Here is a 22896-nt window from a genome sequence, read left to right as displayed (position 1 = left end):
CGATGAAGCTCACGAACCGCCTGATCCGCTCCTACGCGCTTTATACGCTCGGCTTCCTGCTTTTCATCTACGTGATGTGGCGTATCGAGCGGACGACCGGGCCTGGCGTATGGATTGGCTATGTGTTCCTGTTCGTGCCGATCGCGGTGTATGCGGTGATAGGCTTGCTGTCGCGCACCTCCGACCTCGTCGAATACTACGTGGCCGGGCGGCGCGTACCGTCCTTCTTCAACGGCATGGCGACTGCGGCTGACTGGTTATCCGCGGCGTCGTTCATTGGCCTTGCCGGGTCCCTCTATGCGACCGGCTACGACGGTCTCGCGTACCTGATGGGTTGGACCGGCGGCTATTGCCTCGTCGCATTTCTGCTCGCACCGTACGTGCGCAAGCTCGCGCGCTACACGATTCCCGACTTTCTCGGCACGCGCTTTTCGAGCAACGCGGTGCGCGGACTCGCTGCGTTAGCGGCGATCCTGTGCTCGTTCGTTTACCTGGTTGCGCAGATTCAGGGTGTCGGCCTGATTGCGACGCGTTTTATCGGCGTGGATTTCGCGGTCGGCATTTTCTGCGGGCTCGCGGGGATTCTCGTGTGCTCGTTTCTGGGTGGCATGCGTGCCGTGACGTGGACTCAGGTCGCGCAATACATCATCCTGATCGCGGCGATTCTGATTCCCGTGTCGATGATCGCGCATAAGGATGGCCTCGGCTGGGTGCCGCAGTTCAACTACGGGCGCTTGATGGCGCGCGTCGAAGGTCTCGAGAAGCAGGTGCGCGAGGCGCCGCTCGAGCAGACCGTACGCGACGACTATCGGCGGCGTGCCGATCTGATGCAGATGCGGCTCGATACGCTGCCGCAATCGTTCGTTGACGAGAAACTGCGCCTCATGCAGGAAGTCGCGGACTTGCGTCGCCACAATGGTCCATTACGCGAGATCAAGGAGCGTGAAAGATCGCTCGAGCAGTTTCCACGCGACGCCGCCGCTGCGCAGATCGTCTGGACTCAGCGCCGCGACGAGATGCTGACGCGCGCGGCCGCGCCGGTGCCGATGCACGAGCCGTTTCCCGCTTCGAGCGAAGAGGACCGGCGCACCCATGAGCGCAATTTCCTGTCGCTGCTGCTGTGCCTGTCACTTGGCACGGCGAGCCTGCCGCACATCCTGACGCGCTACAACACCACGACTTCGGTGGCTTCCGCGCGACGCTCGGTCGGCTGGACGTTGTTCTTCGTCGCGCTGTTTTATCTGACGGCGCCTGTGCTGGCCGTGCTGATCAAGTACGAGATATTGACTAATCTGGTGGGTCACCACTTTGCCGATTTGCCGCAGTGGCTTACGCAGTGGCGCAAGGTCGAACCGAGTCTGATCAGCCTCGCCGATACGAATGGCGACGGCATGGTGCGCTGGAGCGAGATTCAGATGCAGCCGGATATGGTGGTGCTCGCCGCGCCCGAGATCGCCGGGCTGCCGTATGTGATGTCGGGGCTGATCGCGGCCGGTGCGCTGGCCGCGGCGCTCTCGACCGCCGATGGTTTGCTGCTGACGATCGCCAATGCGTTGTCGCACGACGTCTACTATCACATGATCGATCCGGCGGCATCGAGCCAGCGGCGCGTGACGATCTCGAAGATTCTGTTGCTGGGGGTGGCGCTGTTCGCGTCGTATGTGGCTTCGCTGAATACGGGGAATATTCTGTTTCTGGTGGGCGCGGCGTTTTCGCTGGCGGCTTCGAGTCTGTTTCCGGTGCTGGTGCTGGGCGTGTTCTGGAAACGCACCACGCGGCTTGGGGCCGTGGCGGGCATGGTGGCGGGGCTGGTGGTGTGCATTTACTACATCGTCTCGACGTATCCGTTCTTTACGCAGATGACTGGCTTTGCCGGCGCGCGGTGGTTTGGGATCGAGCCGATCAGCTCCGGCGTGTTCGGCGTGCCGGCAGGGTTTCTGGTGGCGATCGGTGTGAGTCTGATCGACCGGAAACCGGACGCTTATACGAGGGCGCTGGTGGACTACATCCGGCATCCTTAGGCGGGTTTGCGCATGGGTGTGGCGCAGGGCGCGAAGTTTGCTATAATTCGGCTCCCCGCCGGAGAGATGGATGAGCGGTTTAAGTCGCACGCCTGGAAAGCGTGTATAGGTTAATAACCTATCCGGGGTTCGAATCCCCGTCTCTCCGCCAGATATGAATGATAAGCCGTTGAATCTAAAAGGATTCAGCGGCTTTTTGTTTTTCCAGCTCACGAAACGACTATCAAATCATTTAAGCTGACGGAGCGCGAACCCGGGCTTGATCGGCAGCGCTCTAGCGGTCGCTGCGGTGACCAAAACGATTTGGAATTGGAGTGTCTACTATGTTCGACGACGAAAAAGACGAGTCGGTGGAGTACTGGAGTCAGCAGTTCGAGCTGCTTAAGGTTGACCCACGCGTGTGGGCCGCCGATTCGGACTCCCTCATGCGCTCGTTCAATATCCTTGCGGAACAACATACTCGCGATCTCGGGGATAACATCAGGCGGGCTGTGAAAAGCGCGGGCGCTCCTGTGCCGCGTATCCCGGAAATTGGAGCAAACGCAATGATGCTCGGTGCGCTTGCGACGGAGGTGCTCTTTAAGGGTATCGCACTCTCTCGGAAGGAAGTCCAAGAGAGCTTGGAGAGCGAGGACAAAGCTATTGCCAAGCGGCTCTGGAGTCATCGACTGAGTGACATTGCTGTACTCGCGGGCGTCGAACTGACAGGCGATGAGGCGACTCTTTGCGAACAACTGGAGATTTTTGCCACCTGGGCGGGCCGCTATTCGACGCCCAAGCTGGTCAAGGACATGATGCCGTTGCGCCGCTCACCTTGGACCGGACAAGCGATGCTACCGAATACGTATTCGAACGTTGACTTCATGCGTATACGTAATCTCAACGCCCGCTACCGGTCGAGGCTGCCGGAGATGCCCGAAGTCCAATTGGGTTTGGCGTCCGGGCGTTAGTTCTTTAGGTACCGGTCGGACACTATCGCGGGGATATAACAACGATGAGCATGGAAACCCAAAGAACGGGGCAGTTGGGCATTAACGTTGTCGAGCGCGTGGTATTGCAAGAATGGAGAGGTCGTTGGCAGCAGCTTGAAAGTCAACATGATGACGGCGTTGACGGGCTGATTTTTCTCGAGTCCGGCGGCGTTCCTACTGGCCAGATCGTCTTCGTTCAAGTGAAATGCACTAGCAAAAATCCTGGGGTGGGCGGCAAAACCTCAGTTCCCATTGCGGCCGAGAAGTTGAAGATGAATTTCGAGCGGTGGCGAAGGGTTGTTGGAGCAGCAATCATGGTGCATGTGCACGCAAAAACTCTTGTAGCGACTTGGGTCGATCTTCGCGCGCCGGGAGTTTTGACTAAAGCGCAGGCGGTGGTTCCAAGCGAGCAATTGTTTAATGCTTCTGCGCGAAAGAAAGTTGCGGCCCTTTGCGGTACGCTGTATCGCGACATGCTGATGCGTCGCTTGGTCGCGAAGGCGACAGACTTTTCGTATCTCACCGAGCGCGTTTCCGTGGCCGGAAAGAAAAGCCCTCAGGAACTCCACGTTCAGCGAGCAGCTCGGCAGTACTACACTGGCGAACTTGCTTTGGGGGTTGGGCTTGCGAAAGGCGGTCCGTTGGTTCAGTTTTCGCGAGATGGTTGGCGGCACATCACACGTCCGCAGCGCAAACGATTGGTCGTTCTTCAATCCTTCCAGCTACTGGGCGTGGCCAAACGAATCATCTCGTCTACCGAAGAGAAAGACCTCAAAGAAATTCGCCCTGCAAAAGGCGACCCCGTCGAATATGTTTACGCTATCGCGGTAGTGAGTTTTTCGTTCAGGCAAACGGGGGTAGTCAAAGTCATCTTGCGCAGGCATGCCGGGAATGGAGGTTTAGCGAAATATAGCTTCCATACCGTGTATGAACCTAGACGACGCAAAGACATCCTTGGCAACGCTTAGGGGACGCGCATCAGCAACGAGAGACATTCCGCGCACAAACCACGAGGGCTACAACGCGCAGTGCCTGTCTCCCGCGCCGATGGCGGCATCCTCGCACGCATTGCTCGCAATGGCAATAGACTTGTACCTGTGTCGCTCTGTGAGCGAGTTGCTTACGGCCCTTTTCCCGACAGGACAGACGAATGAGCATCAAACGAGCACTAATCACAGACATCGACAATACGATATTCGACTGGTTTGCGATGTGGTACCAGTCCTTCACCGCGATGATGTGTGAGGTCATTGAAATCTCCGGTGTTTCGCCTGGTCAACTGATGAGAGAAGCGCGAGCAATACACCAGCAGCACGGTACTTCGGAGTACGCCTTCTTGCTTGAGTCGTTGCCCTCGCTGAGGGCCAAGTTCGGAGAGGGCGAGAAGTTGAGGTCCACTATGGCACCCGCCATTGAGGCGTATCGCTTGGCGCGCGGCAGAACTCTGCAGCTATATCCGCATGTCCTTGATACCCTTACTCTACTTAAGGAACGCGGGATACTTGTGATCGGTTTTTCCGAGTCTAAGCTGTATTACTCCAGCTATCGCATCGTTCAACTCGGATTAGACGGTTTGATAGACCGGCTTTACTGTCCTGTTGATCACGAGCTGCCGGTTGGTTATTCGCACAGTCACAATTTGCTGCACACTCAGACCATAGAACTCCCCGCTCGCTTCAAGAAGCCGCGCGCTGAAACGTTGCATCAAATTATCGCCGAATTGGACCTCTTGCCTAGAGACTGTTTTTATGTCGGCGATAGCAAAACCAAAGATATTCGTATGGCTCTCGATGCTGGCGTTGATTGCGCCTGGTTCTCGGCGGGCGCTGACCATGTCAAATCCGCTGTCAAATCGTACAACTTGCTTAGGCGGGTGACACATTGGACCCCGGAGGAGGTGGAAGCGGAGCGCGCGATGGCGGAGAATCGAACAGAACTGAATACATCTGCGTTTCATACGATTACCACTTATTCACAGATACTCCAATTTTTTTGAGAGTTCCTCACAATGGCGCAAACGCAAGAACAACAAATGACGGCTGGGAATAACTACGACGCCTTGCTGACGATATGGGAGAAGACGATCGATGTGCAGATGCATTTCAACGATATCCAGCTGCGTATCCGGAATTTCTCCATCTTGCTCCTGTCTGCGTTTGTCGGAGGGGTAGGTGTCTCGATCAAGGAAAATTATCAAATCACTGCGTTTGGTCATCACATAGCAGTGACGTCTATAATTTTTCTCGCCGGTGCGTTCATCTGGAGTGCGTTTTATTTCATGGATCGCTATTGGTACCATCCGCTCCTACTAGGAGCCGTGAAACACGGGCTGACGGTGGAGAAGCTTCTATCCAAGCGGTTAGCGGCGGCCGGACTTACCGATAGCGAAGGCGACAAACGGTTGGACGCCGCGTCACTGACGGCTACCATCGGCGAGAATAGCCCGGTTAAGCTGCTAGGTCGCTGGGAGCTTCATAGTTCTGGCAAGGAGCACGTGTTTTACGGCGGTATATTTATCGTCCTGCTCGTTATGAGTGGCGTTGCGTACTTTGCTACCAACGGCGCACGCGTTGATGGCGACGTGCAAGCGCCACATTCCTCTGCTCATGGGTTACCGGCAGCCCCCGCCACATGTCTGCAACCAGATTCGAATAATGCGTCCGTTCCCGCTACCGCCTCAACAAGTCATTGAAGACTGTGGCTACCCCGAGTGTCTGGGTATCAGCTGGCTTAGATAGATTTTCACGTTTGTTTACCGTGAGGAAGCCATGCCCCGCACGTTCCTCTATGCTCGCGTGTCCACGGCCGAGCAGACCACCGACAATCAGCTACTCGAAACCAAAGCGGCCGGGATTGCCGTCCTTCCGCGCCATACGGTCGCGGAGACGATTTCGGGCAGCGTGCCCGCTGCGGAGCGCCCCGGCTTCTCAAAGCTGCTGGAACGGTTGGACGAGGGCGACACGCTGGTTGTAACCAAGCTGGACCGGCTGGGTCGCAATACGACCGACGTGGTCGCAACCATTGATCGGCTGGCCGTGCTGGGTGTCCGTGTGCATTGCCTGGCGCTCAAAGGAGTCGATCTGACCAGCGCATCCGGCAAGCTACACATGACGGTGCTCGCCGCCGTTTCGCAGTTCGAACGCGACTTGCTCATCGAGCGCACACACGCCGGGCTGGCACGTGCGAAGGCCGAGGGCAAGAAGTTGGGGCGCAAGGACGCCCTGACGCCAGAACAAAAGGCCGTGATTCGGCAGAAACTGGTGGCAGGCGCTTCGGCCCGTGGACTGGCAAGGGAGTATGCCGTTTCGCACCCGACCATCCTCAAAGTGGCGCAACGAGGCTAACCGGAGTTGTATAGTTTGCGACATACCGGTTCCTGCAATTGAACACGCTGAGGCAACATATATGGAAGATAAGCCAGTAAGCGATCACGACTACTTTTTCGACAAAGCGGGTGCCAAAGCCTTCGACGAAGCTTTTCTGCGACTGGTAGCGGAGCAACAAAAGAAAATGGTTGCGCAGTACATGTCAGCCGAGAATTCATTTCGCTTACGCCACCGCGGTGGCTGGGTACACCCGGGCGCACCGGACGCAGTCGTCAATCAACCTCGGCAACATTCATCGACGGTCGAGACGCAGTTTCAGGATTTGGTCGATAACAACCTCAATGCTATTGATCGCAATGTCCGAGAGCTGCTTGATGCTATGCATCAACAGTTCGCTGCGATGCTTTACTCCACAGTGTCATCTGCCTGTGAACAAACGGGCAATACGGTTGATGCGCAGGCGGCGGGATCGGTGGAAAATGCCCTGCTCGAGATGATGGAGAAAATTGAGTTGGTCGCGAATCGAAACGGCGAAGTCACGCTCCCTCAAATTCACGCTGGTCCAGAGGCTGCCGCTCGTATGGCCGATGCTTTGAGCACCGTCTCGCCCGAGTTCAAGCAGCGCTTTGACGAAATTCTTCATCGAAAGACTCACGAAGCCGTCGCCCGCGAAGCGGAACGCAAAGCAAAATTTGCTCGCTATGGGGAAAACACATGAGAATTCTCCTTTCGATCGGGTGCAATGCTTACGACCATGCAAACACCCTCGAGGGCGCTGAGGCCGACGCTCGCAGGATGTTCGACGCACTTGTTCGCCCTGACATCGGGGACTACGATCAGTCCCGTTCGCAACTGATACTTTCACCATCCGTAGATGCTGTCCGTAAGGCTCTGCGAGAAGCACTCTTTTCGAACGGAACCATTGACACCTTTACATTATTCTTCGCCGGTCATGGTGGTGTGCGAGCGGGAAGTTTTTACATGTGGGTTCGGGATACGCAGTCCGAGGCACAATCGATTACTGCTCTTTCTCTTTCGGACGTTTTCCGCAGCATTAATGAAGCTGCGCCAGCGCAAAGCAATATCATCATCGACGCGTGTGAAAGTGGAGGCTTGATTGCTGATCTCGGTGTTTTGCTCAAGGCGGACATGCTCGGTGATGCAGGAACGCCTGGCGTTACGCTGGTCGCAACGTCGGCCCAGAATCAGTTTTCGGGGGAAACCAACTCGGGCGGCTTTGGTACGAATGCAATTTTGGATTGCATTGAAGGTCGGGACTTCGTCCAAGACACCGCGAGTATCCTAGACCTTGTCGAAATAGGGCGGTGCGTTTCGAATCGACTCCGGACCAAGGATCAAACCCCAGTGGTTTGGGGACTGAATCTTTACGGTCCCCCAAGGTTTTGTCGCAACCCACACTACGGTAAGGACCCGGCAAAGCCGCTGCGTGAGCTCGTTCAGTTGTGGCCGGGTGATGGAGCAGCGGCAGTTCAGGAACGCTATGACGATCTTTGGCGCGCATACGCCTCTGTGAGTGAGGAATGGCTCCCACGATCGTTCGCGAACGTGGTGGCCGCGGCCTTGTCGCCGCTTGCCCCAACGCCAGAACTACTTGTCGGGTTTGCCGAACGCTTTGCTGACGCAGCACTTGCACGCGCCGAATATTCCGACGACGCATTCAGGAAGGCGCAAGTAAGTGCGGCGCTTGCAGTTTGCCTGCTACCGCATCTCCGTACGGAATCGCTGGAGCGTGCGACTGTACGATTCCTGGAGACAACGGGAGACCTACTAACTGCCGCCGGTTCGAAATTGCTGGACGATTTGAACCGCGATCGCTATGCGCTTCTCGCCAATCGGGGAGGGGGGCTTGCGGAGCTCTTCTATCTGCCGCTACGAGTAGCAAAGGTGCTGGGTTGGATGGGGGCTGCACCGAGGCTGTATGAGACTGATGATCCTCGACGTGGGACCGCCGAAGCGCTTTTTTCCGCGCTTTTACAGTAGCTACTTGAGCATTACAAAGGCTCGATAGTTACGATGAGCGACGCTCAAGCTCCTTATTGGGCCGTCGCGTTGTCCCGTGCCGCGCATCTTCGCTTGGACGACCAAGCTGACGAACTGGTGGGGCTGCTGTTCAATTCCGTTGTTGCGTGTCGAGCGCGTCTTGCGCGCTGGGATATTTCACCGGAATCGACGCTCGATTACTTGCTCGCTCGGCGCGAAAATGACTATTCGACGGTGTCTGACCTTATCGAGCGCCCCAACGAAACGTTGACAGTATTGATGAGGACCGCTCAGGAAACCGAGCTCGGCGATGTCTTCGACCATGACTTATGGAAACTCGATGGCGTACCATTTGCCGCTTATATCAATCCTGTATTTCTTGAATATGGTGAAGATATGATGAGCTCCGGACAAAACTTGGCCTGGACGATCGGTCACGACATTTTCCGTGTAGCCGATTTGCGCCGATCTTGGCCGCAGTCCCCCCCAAAGCCGCAATCGAATACGATAGGTGCCGCTGCGGTATTGGCTTCACTCCTGTATCCCGACCGAGTTCCGTGGTTCTGCATGGATGGTCTACCTACGAGGGATGCTGCTGTCCTCGAATAGCCAAAGCTGCGAGTGCGACCGAGGCACTTGGCGCCTCGCTTGGTTGCAGACGGTGACCGATATCTTGGAAAATCATGGGCGCACAACTCGCCCTGTCATCAGTCCACGGAAGGCTACCTTGAGGAGCATTGTGATGACGATCATCTATCACTATTGTGATGCGACCGCGTTCATTTCCATCATTGATAAGGCAGAGCTCTGGCTTTCCAACACACGCAAGATGAACGACGTTTCGGAGGTACTGCTTGTGGAGGAGGTGGTATTGGGCCGGGTCGGGCAGCACGCGAAGAACGGCGATATCTCGTCCGAGATGGAGCAGGAAATTCGCATCGACTACGAGCTCAATAAGGCTAACGCTTTTGTTTGCTCGTTTTCCAGAGAAGCTGATTCAACTATCCAGTGGAAGAGCTACGCAGATCAAGGGCGAGGCTTCGCCTTGGGATTTGACGCTAAGGCTTTGTGGAGGAACAGTAGGTCATCATGGAGGCTGGGACATGCCGGACCATTTTATTCCCCTCGTCGTGCGTCACCAGTTGAAAACATGCTCGCGCTAACCAATGTCCTTTACTTTGGCCCGAGAGAGGAAGAGCACCTCCTTGGCAAAGTTGATTCAATTATTGGCGCAGCGAAAGGCGTTAATCTCTCCGTCGGCATCACCGATCTAATCCTTGATACAGCAAGCATCTGCAAGGACGTTTCGTTCAAGCACGAGAAGGAACAGCGGCTGGTGTTCACCCCTCTTCTTGGCAACGGCACAGTCATTATGCCGAAGGGCAGCGATGGAACGTTGCATTTGCAGCCATTAATGGAGATGAAGTGGCGTACTGTACGGCATGGCGTAACGTCCTACTTTGCATTCCCGTTCGCGAAGGGGGCTCTAACGCAGGTTTGGCTGGGACCTGTCAACCCGGATCATATCGATCACACACCTCAAGCTTCAGAGCGCCTGCTTGAGACATTCCTGCAGGCTAGGGGTTATTCAGCAGAAGTAATCCATTCAAAGTCGCCATATCGGGGATAGCGGGATAAACGATAGACGATTCAACCAACGGGCGTCATCATGTCCCATCTCGAAGATTTGATTAGTGAGTTTTACGATTGGTCGGGCTATCTGGTCAAGCGGAACCTTAAAGTCGGAAGACTTGCACATGGCGGCTGGGAGATGGAGCTGGACGTCGTCGCATTTCATCCTCAAACGAAGCATTTGATTCACATTGAACCGTCGATCGACGCTCACTCATGGGAGATGCGCCAGAAAAGGTTCCGGAAAAAATTCGAATCTGGTGAAAGGCACATGTTTTCGAGTGTGTTTCCGTGGCTTGACCAATCAACGCCGGTAGAGCGAATTGCGGTTCTTGTTTCGCATCCCAAAGGTCGAGATGAATTGTGTGGCGCGAAGATCGTCTCGGTGGACGAATTCGTGTTTGAGGTAAAAAAGAAGATCGCGGGATGTGGAAAGATGGCAAACAACGCTATACCGGAACAGTATCCATTGTTACGGACGATCCAACTGACGACGCTTGGCTACTACAGTTGTATCGAATGAGGTCAATCGCGAGAGATTGACTGTTTAGTCAGCGTTCGCACGTAAAGATTGGGGAAGCACGCTGATCCTGCAGGCGTGGTTGCCGCTGTGCGATCACGGCGGGTTGCTAGCTCCGATATGCGCAGAGGCAAGGGGAAAGTCGTGAGCCGCCGCATCGCCCAGCAAGCACATTAACAGCGCGACGCGACGGAATCCGGGCGAGCAGTTTCTTTCTATGTGCCCGCTGCCTCATCGATGTGATCCTCGGCCATGGCGAATCCAACATCGATTGCATCATTCATGGAAAGCGCTACGCCAACATCCTTGATTTTCACCATCTCTTCTTTGGTACGCCCGACGAAGACATGAAAGACCATCTGTCTGAGCGGATTTCATATCCGGCCACAACGCGTACCAGATTATCTCTGTAGTCGTCCTCCATCACGGTACGGTAGGACGATTCGATCTGCCTTCTAGTCATACCCGTCTCCCCAAGTCGTGGAAGCTACATTCTAACCAGATTAACGGTGGGACCAACGTCTGCGAGGGCACATTGTGAACGACGGTCTCCTAGGACCCAAGGAGCTCGGCTAAATATACTCGTTGGTTTCGCTCTCTTGCGGGCAAGACACGGGGTGCGTGAGAGGTGTCGCTCGCTTGGCTCGCCGTCAAGGCGTGATTTCAGCGCAAGCGCGTTTGACGGTGGCGGTGCCAACCCCGAATTTCTCGGCGGTCTGGCGGATGCTTGCGCCGTTCTCCGCCCGCCATGCCTTGATCGCCGCGTAGTCCTGCGACCGTGCTCGCCCCTTGTACTTTCCTTCGACCTTGGCAATTGCGATGCCCCGGCGCTGCATCTCGGCTCGATTGCGGTAGTCCGCTTCGCCCTGTGCCGCCATGAATGCCAGCACGGCATCTCGGGTCGCTTTCTCGATGGGGTCTTTGGCTTTCCCGTCAAAAGCCATCCCGTTGAGTGTGCATTCGACGCGAACGCCGAGGTCCATTAAGCGGCGCATCGTTCGGTGTAGTTCGTCATAGCGGCGGCTGATCCGGTCGAGCCAGCGCACGATGAGGACGCCGCCATGCCGGAGATCGTGCTCCGCTTTGCGCCACTGCTCCCGCTCGTCAGGGGCGACGTGGTAGCCGCTCACGCCCTCGTCAATGAAGACGTCCTTGTCCTGCACGCCGTGGGCTTTGGCGTCGTCGTACTGGCTCGCCGAGGACTGGCCGTCCGTGGTGGAAATCCGACCGTAGTAGAGCTTCCGCATAATTTGCATGGATCAGTAGGATGTATGGATCAATTATAGCATCGCTCAAATTGACGGTTGATCCTGTTGATCCAAGCGCCAGCGCCCGAGATACTGGCTCGTTACGGTGTACCCATATGAGCTATAGCAGTGCCACCACCCGTACACGTGTCTTCAGTCCGGTTTGGGTAAATGCTTTGATATCTCCGGTGCTGATCTCGACTATGTACCGGCAGTTAGCGTGGATGGGCGCTGTGATCAAGCCGATGCAACTGCTCAACACGATTCACGCAATGGCAGGCGGCGAATAATTGGCAGAGCAAGGGCGCTAGAATATGCGGAATTAATGCGTTGCCGATTCGGCATTCACCCGAATATTCATGTCGCATCAAACTGGTATCCTTTTTGCAAATTCTCACACTTGTCCGATTGCCTTCATACTATCGTCATACGTAAAATCGCGCGAACCAGCGGGAATAATGAGAGGCAGTAATGGGCGCGCGGGAGGCAATCGGGGCTATAAAAGGCGGGCTGTCACAGCAGGACCGCCTTCTGAAACTGGATACACCGGCAGGCAATAATGTCCTGCTGCCGCATCGGGTCATTGGCCAATCGCGCATTGGCCGTGATTATCTGTTCATGCTCGACTGCGTATCTACGTCGGGCGATGTCCAGCTCAAGACGTTAATCGCGCAAGCTGTCACGCTGTGGATACAGCAGACGGACAGCACGTATCTCCCACACCACGGCTACGTACACATGGCGCGTCGGTTAGGCAGCGAAGGCAGTCTGACCACCTACCAACTGGCCTTTTCGTCATGGATGCATTTCCTGAAGTTCCGGCGCGACCAGAAGCACTGGCAGGATAAAAGCGCCGACGCGATCATTTCGGACGTGTTCAACGAGCACCCGCAGGCGCGCGGGATGTTCCGCTTTGTACTATCGAAGCCGCTGCCCACCCGCTCGTACTGCCGGCAGGGCGAGAGCGACTGGAATTTCGTGCACCGGCTGCTGGAGTCAGAGGGGCTTTACGGTATCTGGCAGCAGGCGAGTGACGGCAAATCGCATACGCTGGTGATTACCGACCGCCTCCAGACGCTCGAACCGCTCTCGCCGCGGACGGTCGGGTTCTATCGTGCGGGCGTGAACAGCGAGGCCGATGCACTGATGCAGTGGTCGGGCACGCGGACGCTGCAATCTGTTCTGTTGTCGACACGCACGTTCGACTACAAGAATCCGCCGACGCCGTTCAATCCGAAGGCGACAGCGATTCCCACGATGGCGAATCAGGGGGTGCTGCCAGCACAGACTGAAGTCTACGAATATACGGGCGGCTATACCTATCGGGAACAGGAGCGCGGCGATCACTTGTCGACAATCCGCATGCAGGAATGGGAGTCGCAGGCGAAGCGCTTTCATGGCGCAGGCGGTTTGCGCGCAATCGACGCAGGGCGGCGTTTTATGATAGCCGGTCATCCTGTACACGATCAGGATTCGGACGATCAGCGTGAATTTGCGGCCATCGAGGTTGAATGGGCCATCGAGAACAATCTCCCGCTTTCCGGACACGAAACGAATTACCCGCACAGCCTGAGCAATCAACTCACGCAGGCTCGCGCCGACGATCCGGGCAAGCTGTTCAGTGTTGCCCATGGTGACGGCTCCACAGGGTTTTACCGGGTTTCCGTCGAAGCGCAGCGTACGGGTGTGCCGTACCGCAGCCCGTTCGAACACCGCAAGCCCGAAGCGCAATTGGAGTCGGCCATTGTAGTCGGTCCGAAAGGTCAGGAGGCATATACCGACGAACTGAACCGGGTCAAGGTGCTGTTCGTGTGGGACCGGATCAATGAGGGCGATGAGCGGGCATCGTGCTGGGTGCGCGTCGCGCAGTCCGATACCGGGAATGGTTATGGTGGTGTGCATATGCCGCGGGCGGGTGAAGAACTGATAATCGGCTATATCGGCAACGACATCGACCGGCCGATCGCATTGCACCGGGTCTATAACGGCGCAGCGAAGCCACAATGTCACTCGAACGGGCTGCTCTCGGGTTTCCGCTCGAAAGAATTCTCGGGCAGCGGCTTCAATCAGATGGTGATGGATGATGCGACCGCTCAGAACCGAGTGCAGCTATATAGTTCGAGCACGAATGCTCAACTTCACCTCGGTTATCTGATCGATCACACCGGCAACACGCGCGGCAACTTTCTCGGCAGTGGCTTCGATCTGAGTTCCGAAGCCTACGGCGCACTACGTGCCGGGCGCGGGCTGTACGTGTCGACGCATCCTGTCGCCAGTCAGCCGCTCGATGCGCGAGTCGCCAGCAACCAGCTTGTCAGTTCAGAGGGCGTGCTCGAGGCGGCATCGCAGGCGAGCGAAACGTCGCAGGCGGAAAGCCTGAAGGACGGACACGCTGCGCTGAAGGCTTTCACCGATGCGACACAGCACAGCGAAGCGGGCGCAACAGGCGGTGGTGGCAACACGGCTGGCGGCGGAACAGGGAACGCGAATGCCTTTACGCAACCCGTGATGCTGTTCGCTGCGCCTGCGGGTATCGCGCTGTCGACGCAGAAGTCGGCGCATGTCGCGACGGACCAGCACATCAATCTGGTAAGCGGGCAGAGCACGCACATCGCAACGGGTAAATCGTTGGTCGCAAGTGTAACGCAGAAGCTGAGCCTGTTCGTGCAAAACGCAGGGATGAAGCTGTTTGCCGCGAAAGGAAAGATTGAAGTGCAGGCGCATGCCGACAATGTTGAATTGACGGCGCAGAAATCGCTGCTACTTGTATCCGCCACGGAAAAGATTCAGGCCGCTGCGCAGCAGGAAATCCTGTTGACATCAGGTGGTGCGTATATCCGCATCAAGGATGGCAACATCGAGATTCACGCACCGGGCACGATCGACTTCAAGGGCGCGAACTTCCCGTTCAGCGGACCGACGCGGATGGACGTGACGAACCCGGCGTTCAAGGATATGCCGACGCGGCGACTGGCGCTGAACACGATGGCTTCGCCTTCTGCAACGAATGTCGTGCCTGCAGGCATGCCGTATAAACTTTATGCAGATGGGGCGCTCATCAAACAGGGCGTGTTTGACAACACCGGGCAGTTGCCGATCGACCATCACGTGACGACGCAGAAATATACGCTTGAGATGGCGAGCGGCGTCAAGCACGAAATTCCCGTACCGGCCGATTACCGGGATGCGGGCAATGGGGCGCTCGCGAATCAGGGATTCCAGTTTCACGAGAATGGCAGCGCGACGGATGTCACCCCACCCGGCGACCGTGCTCAGCATCGACAACGCTACAGCGACCTGCTCAATCCGCCATCAGGAGACGACGCATGACCGGCGCGCCGATCACGACACCGCTTGCACAGAACCAGACATCGACTGCGGCAGTATGCTCACCCTGGTTCGTGGACTTTACCGACGAGAACAGGCCCGTCGAATTTCACCCGCTGCCATGCTCCTACAAGCCGCTGGTGAACGGTGAGGAAGCATTCGGTGCCGTCTACGACGCTATTAATTCAGCAAGATTTAGTGTCGATATCATCTGTTGGGGCTTTCAGCCATCGATGTACTTCAAGCGCGGCGATGGCGGCGCGTCGATGAATATCGGTGATCTGCTCATCACAAAGGGCTTGCAAGGCGTGCGGGTCCGGGTTCTGTGTTGGGCGGATTCCCTTGGTATCGCGCAGATGTCCGAGAATTCGACTCCGGGCCTGACCTGGTGGAGACACTTCTTCACGCAGAACGAGAACAACACGGAGCGGGAATATGACCGCGAGTGGTATCGGCATGCGACAGCCCCGGGTATCGGACCTCAATGGGAGGAAGCGAGGAACAAGTGGGCAGCGGAATTGCGGGCGCGACACACGGCGGGATTGCCGCCACCTGATCCGGCCCACGTCGTTGCCTTGCAGGGGTTCCCGTGCGTGGAAATGGCGACGCGGGATTTCTCGTTGAAGGACCGTTGGGAAATCATGTGGCGGGAATCCCGTTTTCGCGACGACAAAAGCCTCAACGAGGAAGCGGTCACGGTCGGCTTTGGTGGCGAACCGTCACATCACCAGAAAATGGTGATGGTGGACTACGACGCGCCGGAACATGCGGTGGGCTTCGTGATGGGGCACAACACGCTCGACGCCTATTGGGACGACGATAAACATTCGTTTGCACGGATGCATCCGCGCTTTGGACGCAATGGCGCGACGCCTAGGCAGGACATGTCCGCGTGCGTCACTGGTCCGATCCTCGAACATCTGAATGTGAACTTCTGTCGTGCGTGGCAGCACACCACGAAAGTCGACCTGACTACGTCGCGCAAGGCGCTGGCATCGCGGCTCACCGTCCGACAGGACAAGGGCACTCCTGTGATGGCGCAAATCCTGCGCACACAGTCGCAGAAAGCCGAGAATCGCCGGGATATCCGGTCGATGTACAAGCAGGTGACGAACAATACGTCCCGCTTCATGTATATCGAGAACCAGTATTTTCGCTGGCCACCGCTGGTCGATCAGATCAAGGCCGCCGTCAATAAACAACTTGCATGGGGACGGGACACCGGCAGGGATGGGACGCTCTATCTGTTTGTCGTGACCAATTCCAGCGACGATGCGCTGGAAAACGGACAGGTTTCGACGTACCGCATGATGGAGTCGCTTGGGCATGCGGATACGATGCCAAGTGTGACGAAAGCGGAACGCAACGACGCACTGCAACAACAGCAAAGCAGTCTTCAGTCGCAGATAGACGACATCGATAGCAGTGAGCAGACCGTGAGAGTTTACGGAACCGGCACGGCGGCACAGAATGCGCCGTTTTTTGCCAAGAGCGAAGCGCGCAAAAAGGACTTGCAACAGCAATTGGATGCTGTAAACGGCAAGATCGACGCCAATAAGAGTGGGCCAGTGGTTCCGAGCGATATCAACGGACTGAAAACGCTAATCTGCACGTTGGTTGCGCCTGACTCTCCGGCAGGAAACTGGATGAACACCTATGTACATAGCAAGATCATGGTCATCGATGATGTGTTCCTCACGCACGGCTCGGCTAACATCAACACGCGTAGCATGGAGGTCGATAGCGAACTGAACATCTGCCATGAGCACGGTGCCGTGACGAAGACGCTCCGGAAGCGGTTATGGGCTATTCATACGAAGGCCGCACAGTCACAACAGGCTGGAGTGGCCTCGGACTCAGGCAATAATATTATTTATTCGAATTCCATTGGAGACAATATGGAAAAAGCATATTCTGCCTGGAAGCAGTTGATGGATAAAAACAAAAGTCTGAAAAATTCGAAAAAGCAATCACCTGTTGCATCGCTAGTCGGATTTCTCACTGCTACAACAAAGCGAAGCACGCTCGATTGACTATGCGCAAAACGCTCATTGTGCTGTCAGTTGTGAGTCTGTTGTCGGCCTGTTCGAAGAACGAGAACGCAATGAACCCGTTGCCCGATGTTAGCGCCGTGCGCCTGAAGCTCGCCTTCACGTGTGCCCGGGAAGTGGACCATTTGCCGCCTGTCGATCCTGAAGCGGACAAGCTTTTCCAGTATGGCCGCTTCCTTGAAAAAAAGGCCGGACCGAAGGACTTCAACGATGTTGCGCGTTACTATCGGATAGCGGCAGCGTATGGGCACTACAAGGCGAACCACAATCTGCAAATCCTGATCTCGTCAGGAGCCGCGTCGTCGCCCAATCCCCAAAAAGAAAGTGTCGATCTTGCCGAGCAACTCATCAAAGCGGGAGTTCCGAGCGGCTATTACGATATCGGTCATTACCTGCTGAATGGCTATGGCCTCCAGCGCGATGATGATGCAGCCCGACGGTACATTCGCAAGGCGGCGGACCTCGGAAATGCCGATGCTCAGTATTACGTCGGGAACTTGCTTGATCCTGCCGATATGGCACCGGAAATTGCACGTCAAATGTTTCAGTGTGCGGCTGATCAAGGTCATGCCGAATCGGCAAATTATCTTGGCATCAGTCTACAGAATGACAGCAAATATGCCGAAGCGCAAAGTGCGTATCAAAGAGGCGTTGAGGCCGGAAGTGCTGAAAGTGCTTTGTCACTTGAGGCTGGATTTGCAACCGAATCTGTCTCGGATCGGGTAGCTTATCTCGGAGTAAAGCGGGACATGGAGCGATCTCATCGTTACGAATTAATCGGGCAGTTTATTCATCGTAACGACGGTCGCAACCCGAAGGTTCCCGATATCGACAAGATTGTGCCGTTGCCGCCGGCGAAACTCCCACCGTGGGACGGTACGTTCCAGTGGCAAAAAGAGCAGGATGCTGCAGCACTGCCGCAGAAGCCGTCCGATGAACTCATCGATCAACTGGCAAAGGCAAAGCAACTTGATCCGGCTACGGGCCTCCCGCTATCGGGGTTGTCGAACAAGACATCACAGGCCGACGAACCCTCGAAGGTCGCATCCCGTGTACCGCTCGGCACTCTCGCAAGCGCAGGCGATATCTGCCCCGAAGATGGTGTTTGGCACGCGAAGCTCGAAGCGGGCCAGATGGGTGATTCGCAGCGGCGTTTCTTAAAGGGCGATACGTTACCGTCGCTGGTCGTACATCAACCGCGCACGCTTGCATTCCTTGACCGCATGATGGGCACGCGTCAGCAGGTAGCGAAGGTGGCCTGGGAACTGGTCGCGTACATCGATGAGACGTGATTCTGATAATAGGCAGATAGATGGCAAAGCGATATCTAATCCTCGACGGCGATCACACGACAGTATCTGGAACGGTTCAAGCGCAGCCGACGACGCTGTCATTTAGTGGTCGGCACGTCGTACACGAAGGCGATGACGTAGCGTGTCCGGCCTGTAATTCGACCGGCAAGATTAAATGCGATGGCGCGCGTCTCACGATGCCGGGTCCGGGCGGACGCCCAACGGCGCTGAGCGACGATCTGTGCATCTGCAAATGCGATCCACCGCCGAAGCTCGTCGCCTCGCAGCAGGCAATGTCCGTCGATGTGTGATGTCTGGTGGTCGCAGGCGCACGGATCACCGCCTGCCATTTATGACAGGCGCCTGCTCGTCGCTACGTTGAACCGCCTTCTCGCAAAGGATGAATCGGAATATCCCCATTGTGGGATGACATGGCGATTCGATATATGAATGAATCCACTGAACAAAAATCTGGAGCTAATCGGCTAGGATTGATAGCTCTGGGAGGACTGTTGTTACTGCCAGGCTTGCCGTGTTGGTACTTACTGGCAAGCGCCCTTAGGCCGCTGGCACCATTTGCCGATTGGCCCAAGGAGCTTGCCATTGCTGGAATCGTCGTCCCCTTACTCTTCGTTGTGTGCTGGAAGTACGATGCTGGACGTAAAAGCGAGATCGGCTACCTCGTGTTTGGCTGGCTTATTACCGGCGTTGTGCTTGGGAAGTTGCTTCTTTTGATGGTTAGCCTAGCCCCGCGTGGTTGATCTGTGACGTCCCGTTCTTGGCGCAATTAGCCATGTTCACTGCGAGGATATGAGCTGGACTTCGGATACGCATACGACCAAGATGAGAAGAGTTCAGGTTTCGTTAAGGCGTAGTCGCCACCGGATCGGCCCCGCAATGCGCCGAAGCAGAAAACAAGACGTGGTACGCGGTCAGCATCGCCGACGAGAATAACGCACAGATCGATGGTTGGGCATGCGATCACGGACATCCGCTCGTCGAACTTAAAAGCCCGTGGGACTGGCCGGGTTTCGACGTCGCGAATCTCGACGCGTCGGTGTCGGTCATGTTCGAACGTGCGTTATATATCGCAGATAACGGCACGCCCGACGAGATTGCACGTTTCGAAGATTCATTCGACACAGCGCGCTCCGATGAAACCATCAAGAAACTTGAGGATGCAATAGATGATCAGGGACTGAAGGACGGAAAGATCACGGCACACGAACTGCAATTGGCGCTCGGCAAGCCATGGTTGGCGGATCGCATCGTTCATCTGATCGTGCGGTATGAAACCGAGTGGGGCGGCGACATAAGCAAGTGGGATGCACTCGACTCGCATATGCATGCGGGGTTGCCTGTGTGGCAAGCGGAGAAAAAGCGGATTGAAGAGCTCAGGTTCTGGTCGGGCACGGCCGGCTTAACGCCAGCGAGCGCGAACGTCCATCATATACATCCGGTCGGACTGGTCGGCAATTTTTATCGCTACGGTTTCCAGTTTACGTTGCCGATGTTGCAGCACATCTTCCCAAGTGCAAACGTTGCGACATTGCAAGCTGCCATCACGGAACTGAACGCCAATATCAATTTATTCAAGCTCGACAAACCACTCAGACGTGAGCACTTCTTCGCGCAAATCCGGCGCGAGGCGGGCCCATCTTTGGCTGTTCATGATGGCGAAAGCCTGAACTATCCGCCTGACAGGTTGCGGCAAAAATTCTCGTATTTCCAGCAACATACCGACGAATCCGAATCGTACGGGCGCACTTCCCAGCATCCTGCCAATGAACAGGCCATCGCCAATCGTGCGTATGCGAATAGAAATGGCAACGGAGACATTGCGAGCGGGAATGGATGGAAATACCGTGGGAGAGGCTTGATCCAGATTACAGGCCGAACACAGTACCAAAAATTTTCCGAATGGCACCAGCACAACTCGGGGGGCTGGCCCAGCGAGGCGAATCTGGACTTTCTGGTCGACTATGCGCTTGTTGGCGAGGTCAAGTATGCAGTGAGATCCGCAGCGGCATATTGGATCAACAACAGGATGTACGAAACGGCCGATCACGGGGCGACCGAGGACGACGTCGACAACATCACCCGAGCGATCAATCCCGGGCTTTTTGCGCATCATCCTGGCCACCCGATCAGCCAGGAGAACATGAACGACATAGTTGACCGGCGGAACAATTTCGCCTCGATTCATAACTGGGAGGGATTGAAGTGATACGTATGGCAGGATTTTTCATGGTTGTTGTGTTGTCGCTCGTCAAATATGACGTGGCGAATGCGCAGACTCAGTCGTCGCAGGATGAACAGACGCTTTGCAGCGAAGGCGAGGAGGTTTATTTTAGTTGTCCGCTGGAGAACGGGAAGACCGTTTCCGTTTGCGCAAAGAACAACACCGCCCCTAATCGGGGCTACGTGCAATACCGATACGGTAGCAAGGACGATGCTTTCGCATTCCCTTCTGAAAATACCTCGCCGTCCAAGACGATCAAGATCACCGACGTCTCCGAAGGAAGCATTCGCGGCCTGCATTTGAAGTTCTCGAAGGAGCCGTACACTTATGTCGTGTCCTCGATCTCGCCGGGCGAGGTCTATGTATCGAAAAATGGGAAGATAATTTTCGATCAGCAATGCCAAGCTTCAAGATACAAAAGCTTTTCGAATAAGATTTTCGACGGGGTCAATGAAGCGCCTGTGACGAAAGTTGATATGCACTAAATGCTGTTCGCGAGTCTACTAACCCCGCGGACTACCCCGCCATTCAGTTAGCAACAAGGCGATGGGTCTCCTCTATTGGCGGATGTAATTTCTCGTGGCATGACGATTTATTTGGCAAAGCACGACGCTGAAGTCGAAGAGTATTTCGCTGACATCCAGCCGAGTGAAGAAAGTGTATTGAAGCACGGCTAGCTGAGCCTGCGCTCGCGCGGTAGCAGCCTCAGCGAAGCATCGTCATTGCCGTGGAAGTCGTCGGCTATCAGATTCGGCGCAGTACGCATTTTTACGCTCGCAGATTTTGAATGCACGGCAATATAGACTGTAAGGTGCCGGCGATCTCGTCAATTATTGCCGTATCGCACTTGCTTACGTGGATTCGTTCAACGCCTTGCCGGAAGTCGCCGCTTTGCTCGAACAGGTGAAGTCGAAGGTCTTGACTTTTGACGATCTCATGAAGAACTTTCCGCGGAATGTCCCGACGGTTGATGTCGGGCATTCGCGATCTGCTTACCATTCAAGTCGAGCGAAACACCAGAGACAACAAGAATGAAGTCCAAAACTGAAGCAGCGGTCAACTCCATGATCCGCCGCCTGATTGTCGGGTTATTGTCCGTATTGCCACTCACTGCCTGCCTGGAAAGGCCCATGAATCTCGATGTCGCCGTTTACAACTACTGGCCTCGTGCGATTTACGATGTTGCCGTCAACGGTCAATACGCAGGCGGTGCGTTCATGGCGTATGAACCGGGCAACGCCGGCGGAAAAATTGTTTGCTGTGTGAAAGTCAAACCGGGCCCGATATCAATCGAATATTCGCTGGGAGGCCGGCAAGGCGCTCCAAGATTGGGCGAAAGAATTCACGCGACTGCCGTGCTACAGGAATTGCCGGGCGACTCCAAAGTCCTCACCGTTCATGTGTACCCGAACGCAACGGCAATTGCTGAGGCATCCAAGGAATATGTTGACGAACGACCGGAGCCGGAGGGAAAGAAGCAGTGAGTTCGCTTCCCCAACCGCCTTCGTTGATGCAGACCATAGCGGCCACGACGCGTGACGTTCCAAAAACGCCTCCAGCGGCGAAACAAGATTGTTCCGACATGGTTCACCTCGCGTTCTTCTTTGACGGGACTGGAAACAACCGGGACGCTGACGCGGCAGGACAACGATGGAGCAATGTCGCAAGATTGTTCGACGCTTCGATGAATGCCCCGGGCAAAGGAATTTATAGCTTCTACGTCAGCGGCGTCGGCAACCGTTCAACGGCGAAGCGTCTTGGGTCGACAAACCCGATGTTTGGTTTGAGGACCCCGTCTTGGGCGGCGCGTTTGGCGCGGGAGGCGATCGCCGATTGAGTGATGGCGAGGACCGTATGAATCAGGCGGTCGTCGGCCCAAAATCGTTGAACGACAGCTCCGTTAAGCATGCGATGTGGGGGACGATCGATATCGAGGCGCCGGCTTATGCCGAGGCATTGAAGACCCATCGCGATTTAGTTCGAAGGTCGTGACGTCGCCCACGAGGGCGATGAGGTGCAATGTCCCACATGCAACACGACGGGCAAGATCAAATGCGATGGTCTGCGTCAGGTGATGACCGCGCCCGATGGTCGGCACGCTGCTTTAAGCGACGATCTTTGCATCTGCAAGTGCGATCCGTTGCCGAAGCTCGTTGCTTCGCAGCAGTCGATGTCGATCGACGCCTGATGTTCCATTCCCACCATAACCAGTAACGACATTCCGTCTCTATGGCAATTGGTGATGATCGTATTGCGAGGATTCGCG

At 55.9% G+C, this 22896-nt stretch carries 21 protein-coding genes, 1 tRNA gene and 1 pseudogene; 22 read left to right on the top strand and 1 reads right to left on the bottom strand.

Annotated elements, in window-relative coordinates:
* Positions 1 to 2: 2 nt before the first annotated feature.
* From HWX91_RS39170 to HWX91_RS39115, 12 genes are all read left to right on the top strand, one after another.
* A complete protein-coding gene (locus HWX91_RS39170) occupies positions 3 to 2021 on the top strand; it encodes a sodium:solute symporter family protein (RefSeq protein WP_028200309.1) in 2019 nt (672 codons plus the stop codon).
* A 60-nt stretch (positions 2022 to 2081) separates the two neighbouring features.
* Positions 2082 to 2172: transfer RNA gene (locus tag HWX91_RS39165), tRNA-Ser, on the top strand.
* Positions 2173 to 2344: 172 nt separating this feature from the next.
* Positions 2345 to 2971, top strand: coding sequence for a hypothetical protein (locus HWX91_RS39160; protein ID WP_028200308.1), 627 nt, complete (start codon positions 2345 to 2347; stop codon positions 2969 to 2971).
* 44 nt (positions 2972 to 3015) lie between these two features.
* Positions 3016 to 3960, top strand: a complete 945-nt coding sequence (locus tag HWX91_RS39155; protein ID WP_028200307.1) for a DUF4365 domain-containing protein — start codon at positions 3016 to 3018, stop codon at positions 3958 to 3960.
* Positions 3961 to 4142: 182 nt separating this feature from the next.
* Positions 4143 to 4988 carry an HAD family hydrolase gene (locus HWX91_RS39150; RefSeq protein WP_028200306.1) on the top strand — a complete coding sequence of 282 codons (846 nt, stop codon included), beginning with the start codon at positions 4143 to 4145 and terminating at the stop codon, positions 4986 to 4988.
* 12 nt (positions 4989 to 5000) lie between these two features.
* Complete coding sequence (locus HWX91_RS39145) at positions 5001 to 5684, top strand: hypothetical protein (RefSeq protein WP_052660838.1); 684 nt, start codon at positions 5001 to 5003, stop codon at positions 5682 to 5684.
* A gap of 76 nt (positions 5685 to 5760) precedes the next feature.
* Positions 5761 to 6336: a recombinase family protein gene (locus HWX91_RS39140; RefSeq protein ID WP_028200305.1), complete on the top strand. Its 576-nt coding sequence runs from the start codon at positions 5761 to 5763 to the stop codon at positions 6334 to 6336.
* A gap of 61 nt (positions 6337 to 6397) precedes the next feature.
* Positions 6398 to 7036, top strand: coding sequence for a hypothetical protein (locus HWX91_RS39135; RefSeq protein WP_028200304.1), 639 nt, complete (start codon positions 6398 to 6400; stop codon positions 7034 to 7036).
* Positions 7033 to 8319, top strand: a complete 1287-nt coding sequence (locus HWX91_RS39130; RefSeq protein WP_028200303.1) for a caspase family protein — start codon at positions 7033 to 7035, stop codon at positions 8317 to 8319. The genes HWX91_RS39135 and HWX91_RS39130 overlap by 4 nt, the downstream gene beginning before the upstream one ends.
* A gap of 33 nt (positions 8320 to 8352) precedes the next feature.
* On the top strand, positions 8353 to 8928 hold the full coding sequence (locus tag HWX91_RS39125; protein ID WP_028200302.1) for a hypothetical protein: 576 nt from the start codon (positions 8353 to 8355) through the stop codon (positions 8926 to 8928).
* A 133-nt stretch (positions 8929 to 9061) separates the two neighbouring features.
* Complete coding sequence (locus HWX91_RS39120) at positions 9062 to 9949, top strand: DUF2971 domain-containing protein (RefSeq protein WP_028200301.1); 888 nt, start codon at positions 9062 to 9064, stop codon at positions 9947 to 9949.
* Positions 9950 to 9988: 39 nt separating this feature from the next.
* Positions 9989 to 10474 (top strand): hypothetical protein, encoded by a 486-nt coding sequence (locus HWX91_RS39115; RefSeq protein WP_028200300.1) that lies wholly within the window; start codon positions 9989 to 9991, stop codon positions 10472 to 10474.
* 647 nt (positions 10475 to 11121) lie between these two features.
* On the opposite strand, the gene HWX91_RS39110 is transcribed toward HWX91_RS39115, so the two are convergent.
* A complete protein-coding gene (locus HWX91_RS39110; protein ID WP_028200299.1) occupies positions 11122 to 11718 on the bottom strand; it encodes a recombinase family protein in 597 nt (198 codons plus the stop codon).
* Positions 11719 to 12189: 471 nt separating this feature from the next.
* Between HWX91_RS39110 and HWX91_RS39105 the strand changes: the two genes are divergently transcribed.
* The 10 genes and pseudogenes from HWX91_RS39105 to HWX91_RS39060 form a co-directional block, all read left to right on the top strand.
* Positions 12190 to 15048, top strand: coding sequence for a type VI secretion system Vgr family protein (locus HWX91_RS39105; RefSeq protein WP_102857320.1), 2859 nt, complete (start codon positions 12190 to 12192; stop codon positions 15046 to 15048).
* A complete protein-coding gene (locus HWX91_RS39100; protein WP_028200569.1) occupies positions 15045 to 17078 on the top strand; it encodes a phospholipase D-like domain-containing protein in 2034 nt (677 codons plus the stop codon). Before HWX91_RS39105 ends, HWX91_RS39100 begins: the two co-directional genes overlap by 4 nt.
* 2 nt (positions 17079 to 17080) lie before the next feature.
* The gene (locus HWX91_RS39095) at positions 17081 to 18388 is read left to right on the top strand and encodes an SEL1-like repeat protein (RefSeq protein ID WP_028200570.1); all 1308 of its coding nucleotides are present in this window, start codon (positions 17081 to 17083) and stop codon (positions 18386 to 18388) included.
* 20 nt (positions 18389 to 18408) lie between these two features.
* Entirely contained in the window at positions 18409 to 18699 is a 291-nt protein-coding gene (locus HWX91_RS39090) for a PAAR domain-containing protein (protein ID WP_028200571.1), read from the top strand.
* 135 nt (positions 18700 to 18834) lie between these two features.
* Entirely contained in the window at positions 18835 to 19149 is a 315-nt protein-coding gene (locus tag HWX91_RS39085; RefSeq protein ID WP_127837908.1) for a hypothetical protein, read from the top strand.
* 305 nt (positions 19150 to 19454) lie between these two features.
* A complete protein-coding gene (locus HWX91_RS39080) occupies positions 19455 to 20615 on the top strand; it encodes a glycoside hydrolase family 19 protein (RefSeq protein ID WP_028200573.1) in 1161 nt (386 codons plus the stop codon).
* A gap of 20 nt (positions 20616 to 20635) precedes the next feature.
* On the top strand, positions 20636 to 21115 hold the full coding sequence (locus HWX91_RS39075) for a hypothetical protein (protein WP_028200574.1): 480 nt from the start codon (positions 20636 to 20638) through the stop codon (positions 21113 to 21115).
* A gap of 546 nt (positions 21116 to 21661) precedes the next feature.
* The gene (locus HWX91_RS39070) at positions 21662 to 22114 is read left to right on the top strand and encodes a DUF3304 domain-containing protein (RefSeq protein ID WP_081833271.1); all 453 of its coding nucleotides are present in this window, start codon (positions 21662 to 21664) and stop codon (positions 22112 to 22114) included.
* Positions 22111 to 22467, top strand: a complete 357-nt coding sequence (locus tag HWX91_RS39065) for a DUF2235 domain-containing protein (RefSeq protein ID WP_127837909.1) — start codon at positions 22111 to 22113, stop codon at positions 22465 to 22467. The genes HWX91_RS39070 and HWX91_RS39065 overlap by 4 nt, the downstream gene beginning before the upstream one ends.
* A gap of 147 nt (positions 22468 to 22614) precedes the next feature.
* Positions 22615 to 22818: pseudogene (locus HWX91_RS39060) on the top strand (PAAR domain-containing protein); the annotation flags it as partial.
* Between the last annotated feature and the right edge of the window lie 78 nt (positions 22819 to 22896).

It is taken from the genome of Paraburkholderia fungorum (genome assembly GCF_902833645.1).
Lineage (GTDB): Bacteria > Pseudomonadota > Gammaproteobacteria > Burkholderiales > Burkholderiaceae > Paraburkholderia > Paraburkholderia fungorum.
This window is presented reverse-complemented; position numbering and strand designations above follow the sequence as displayed.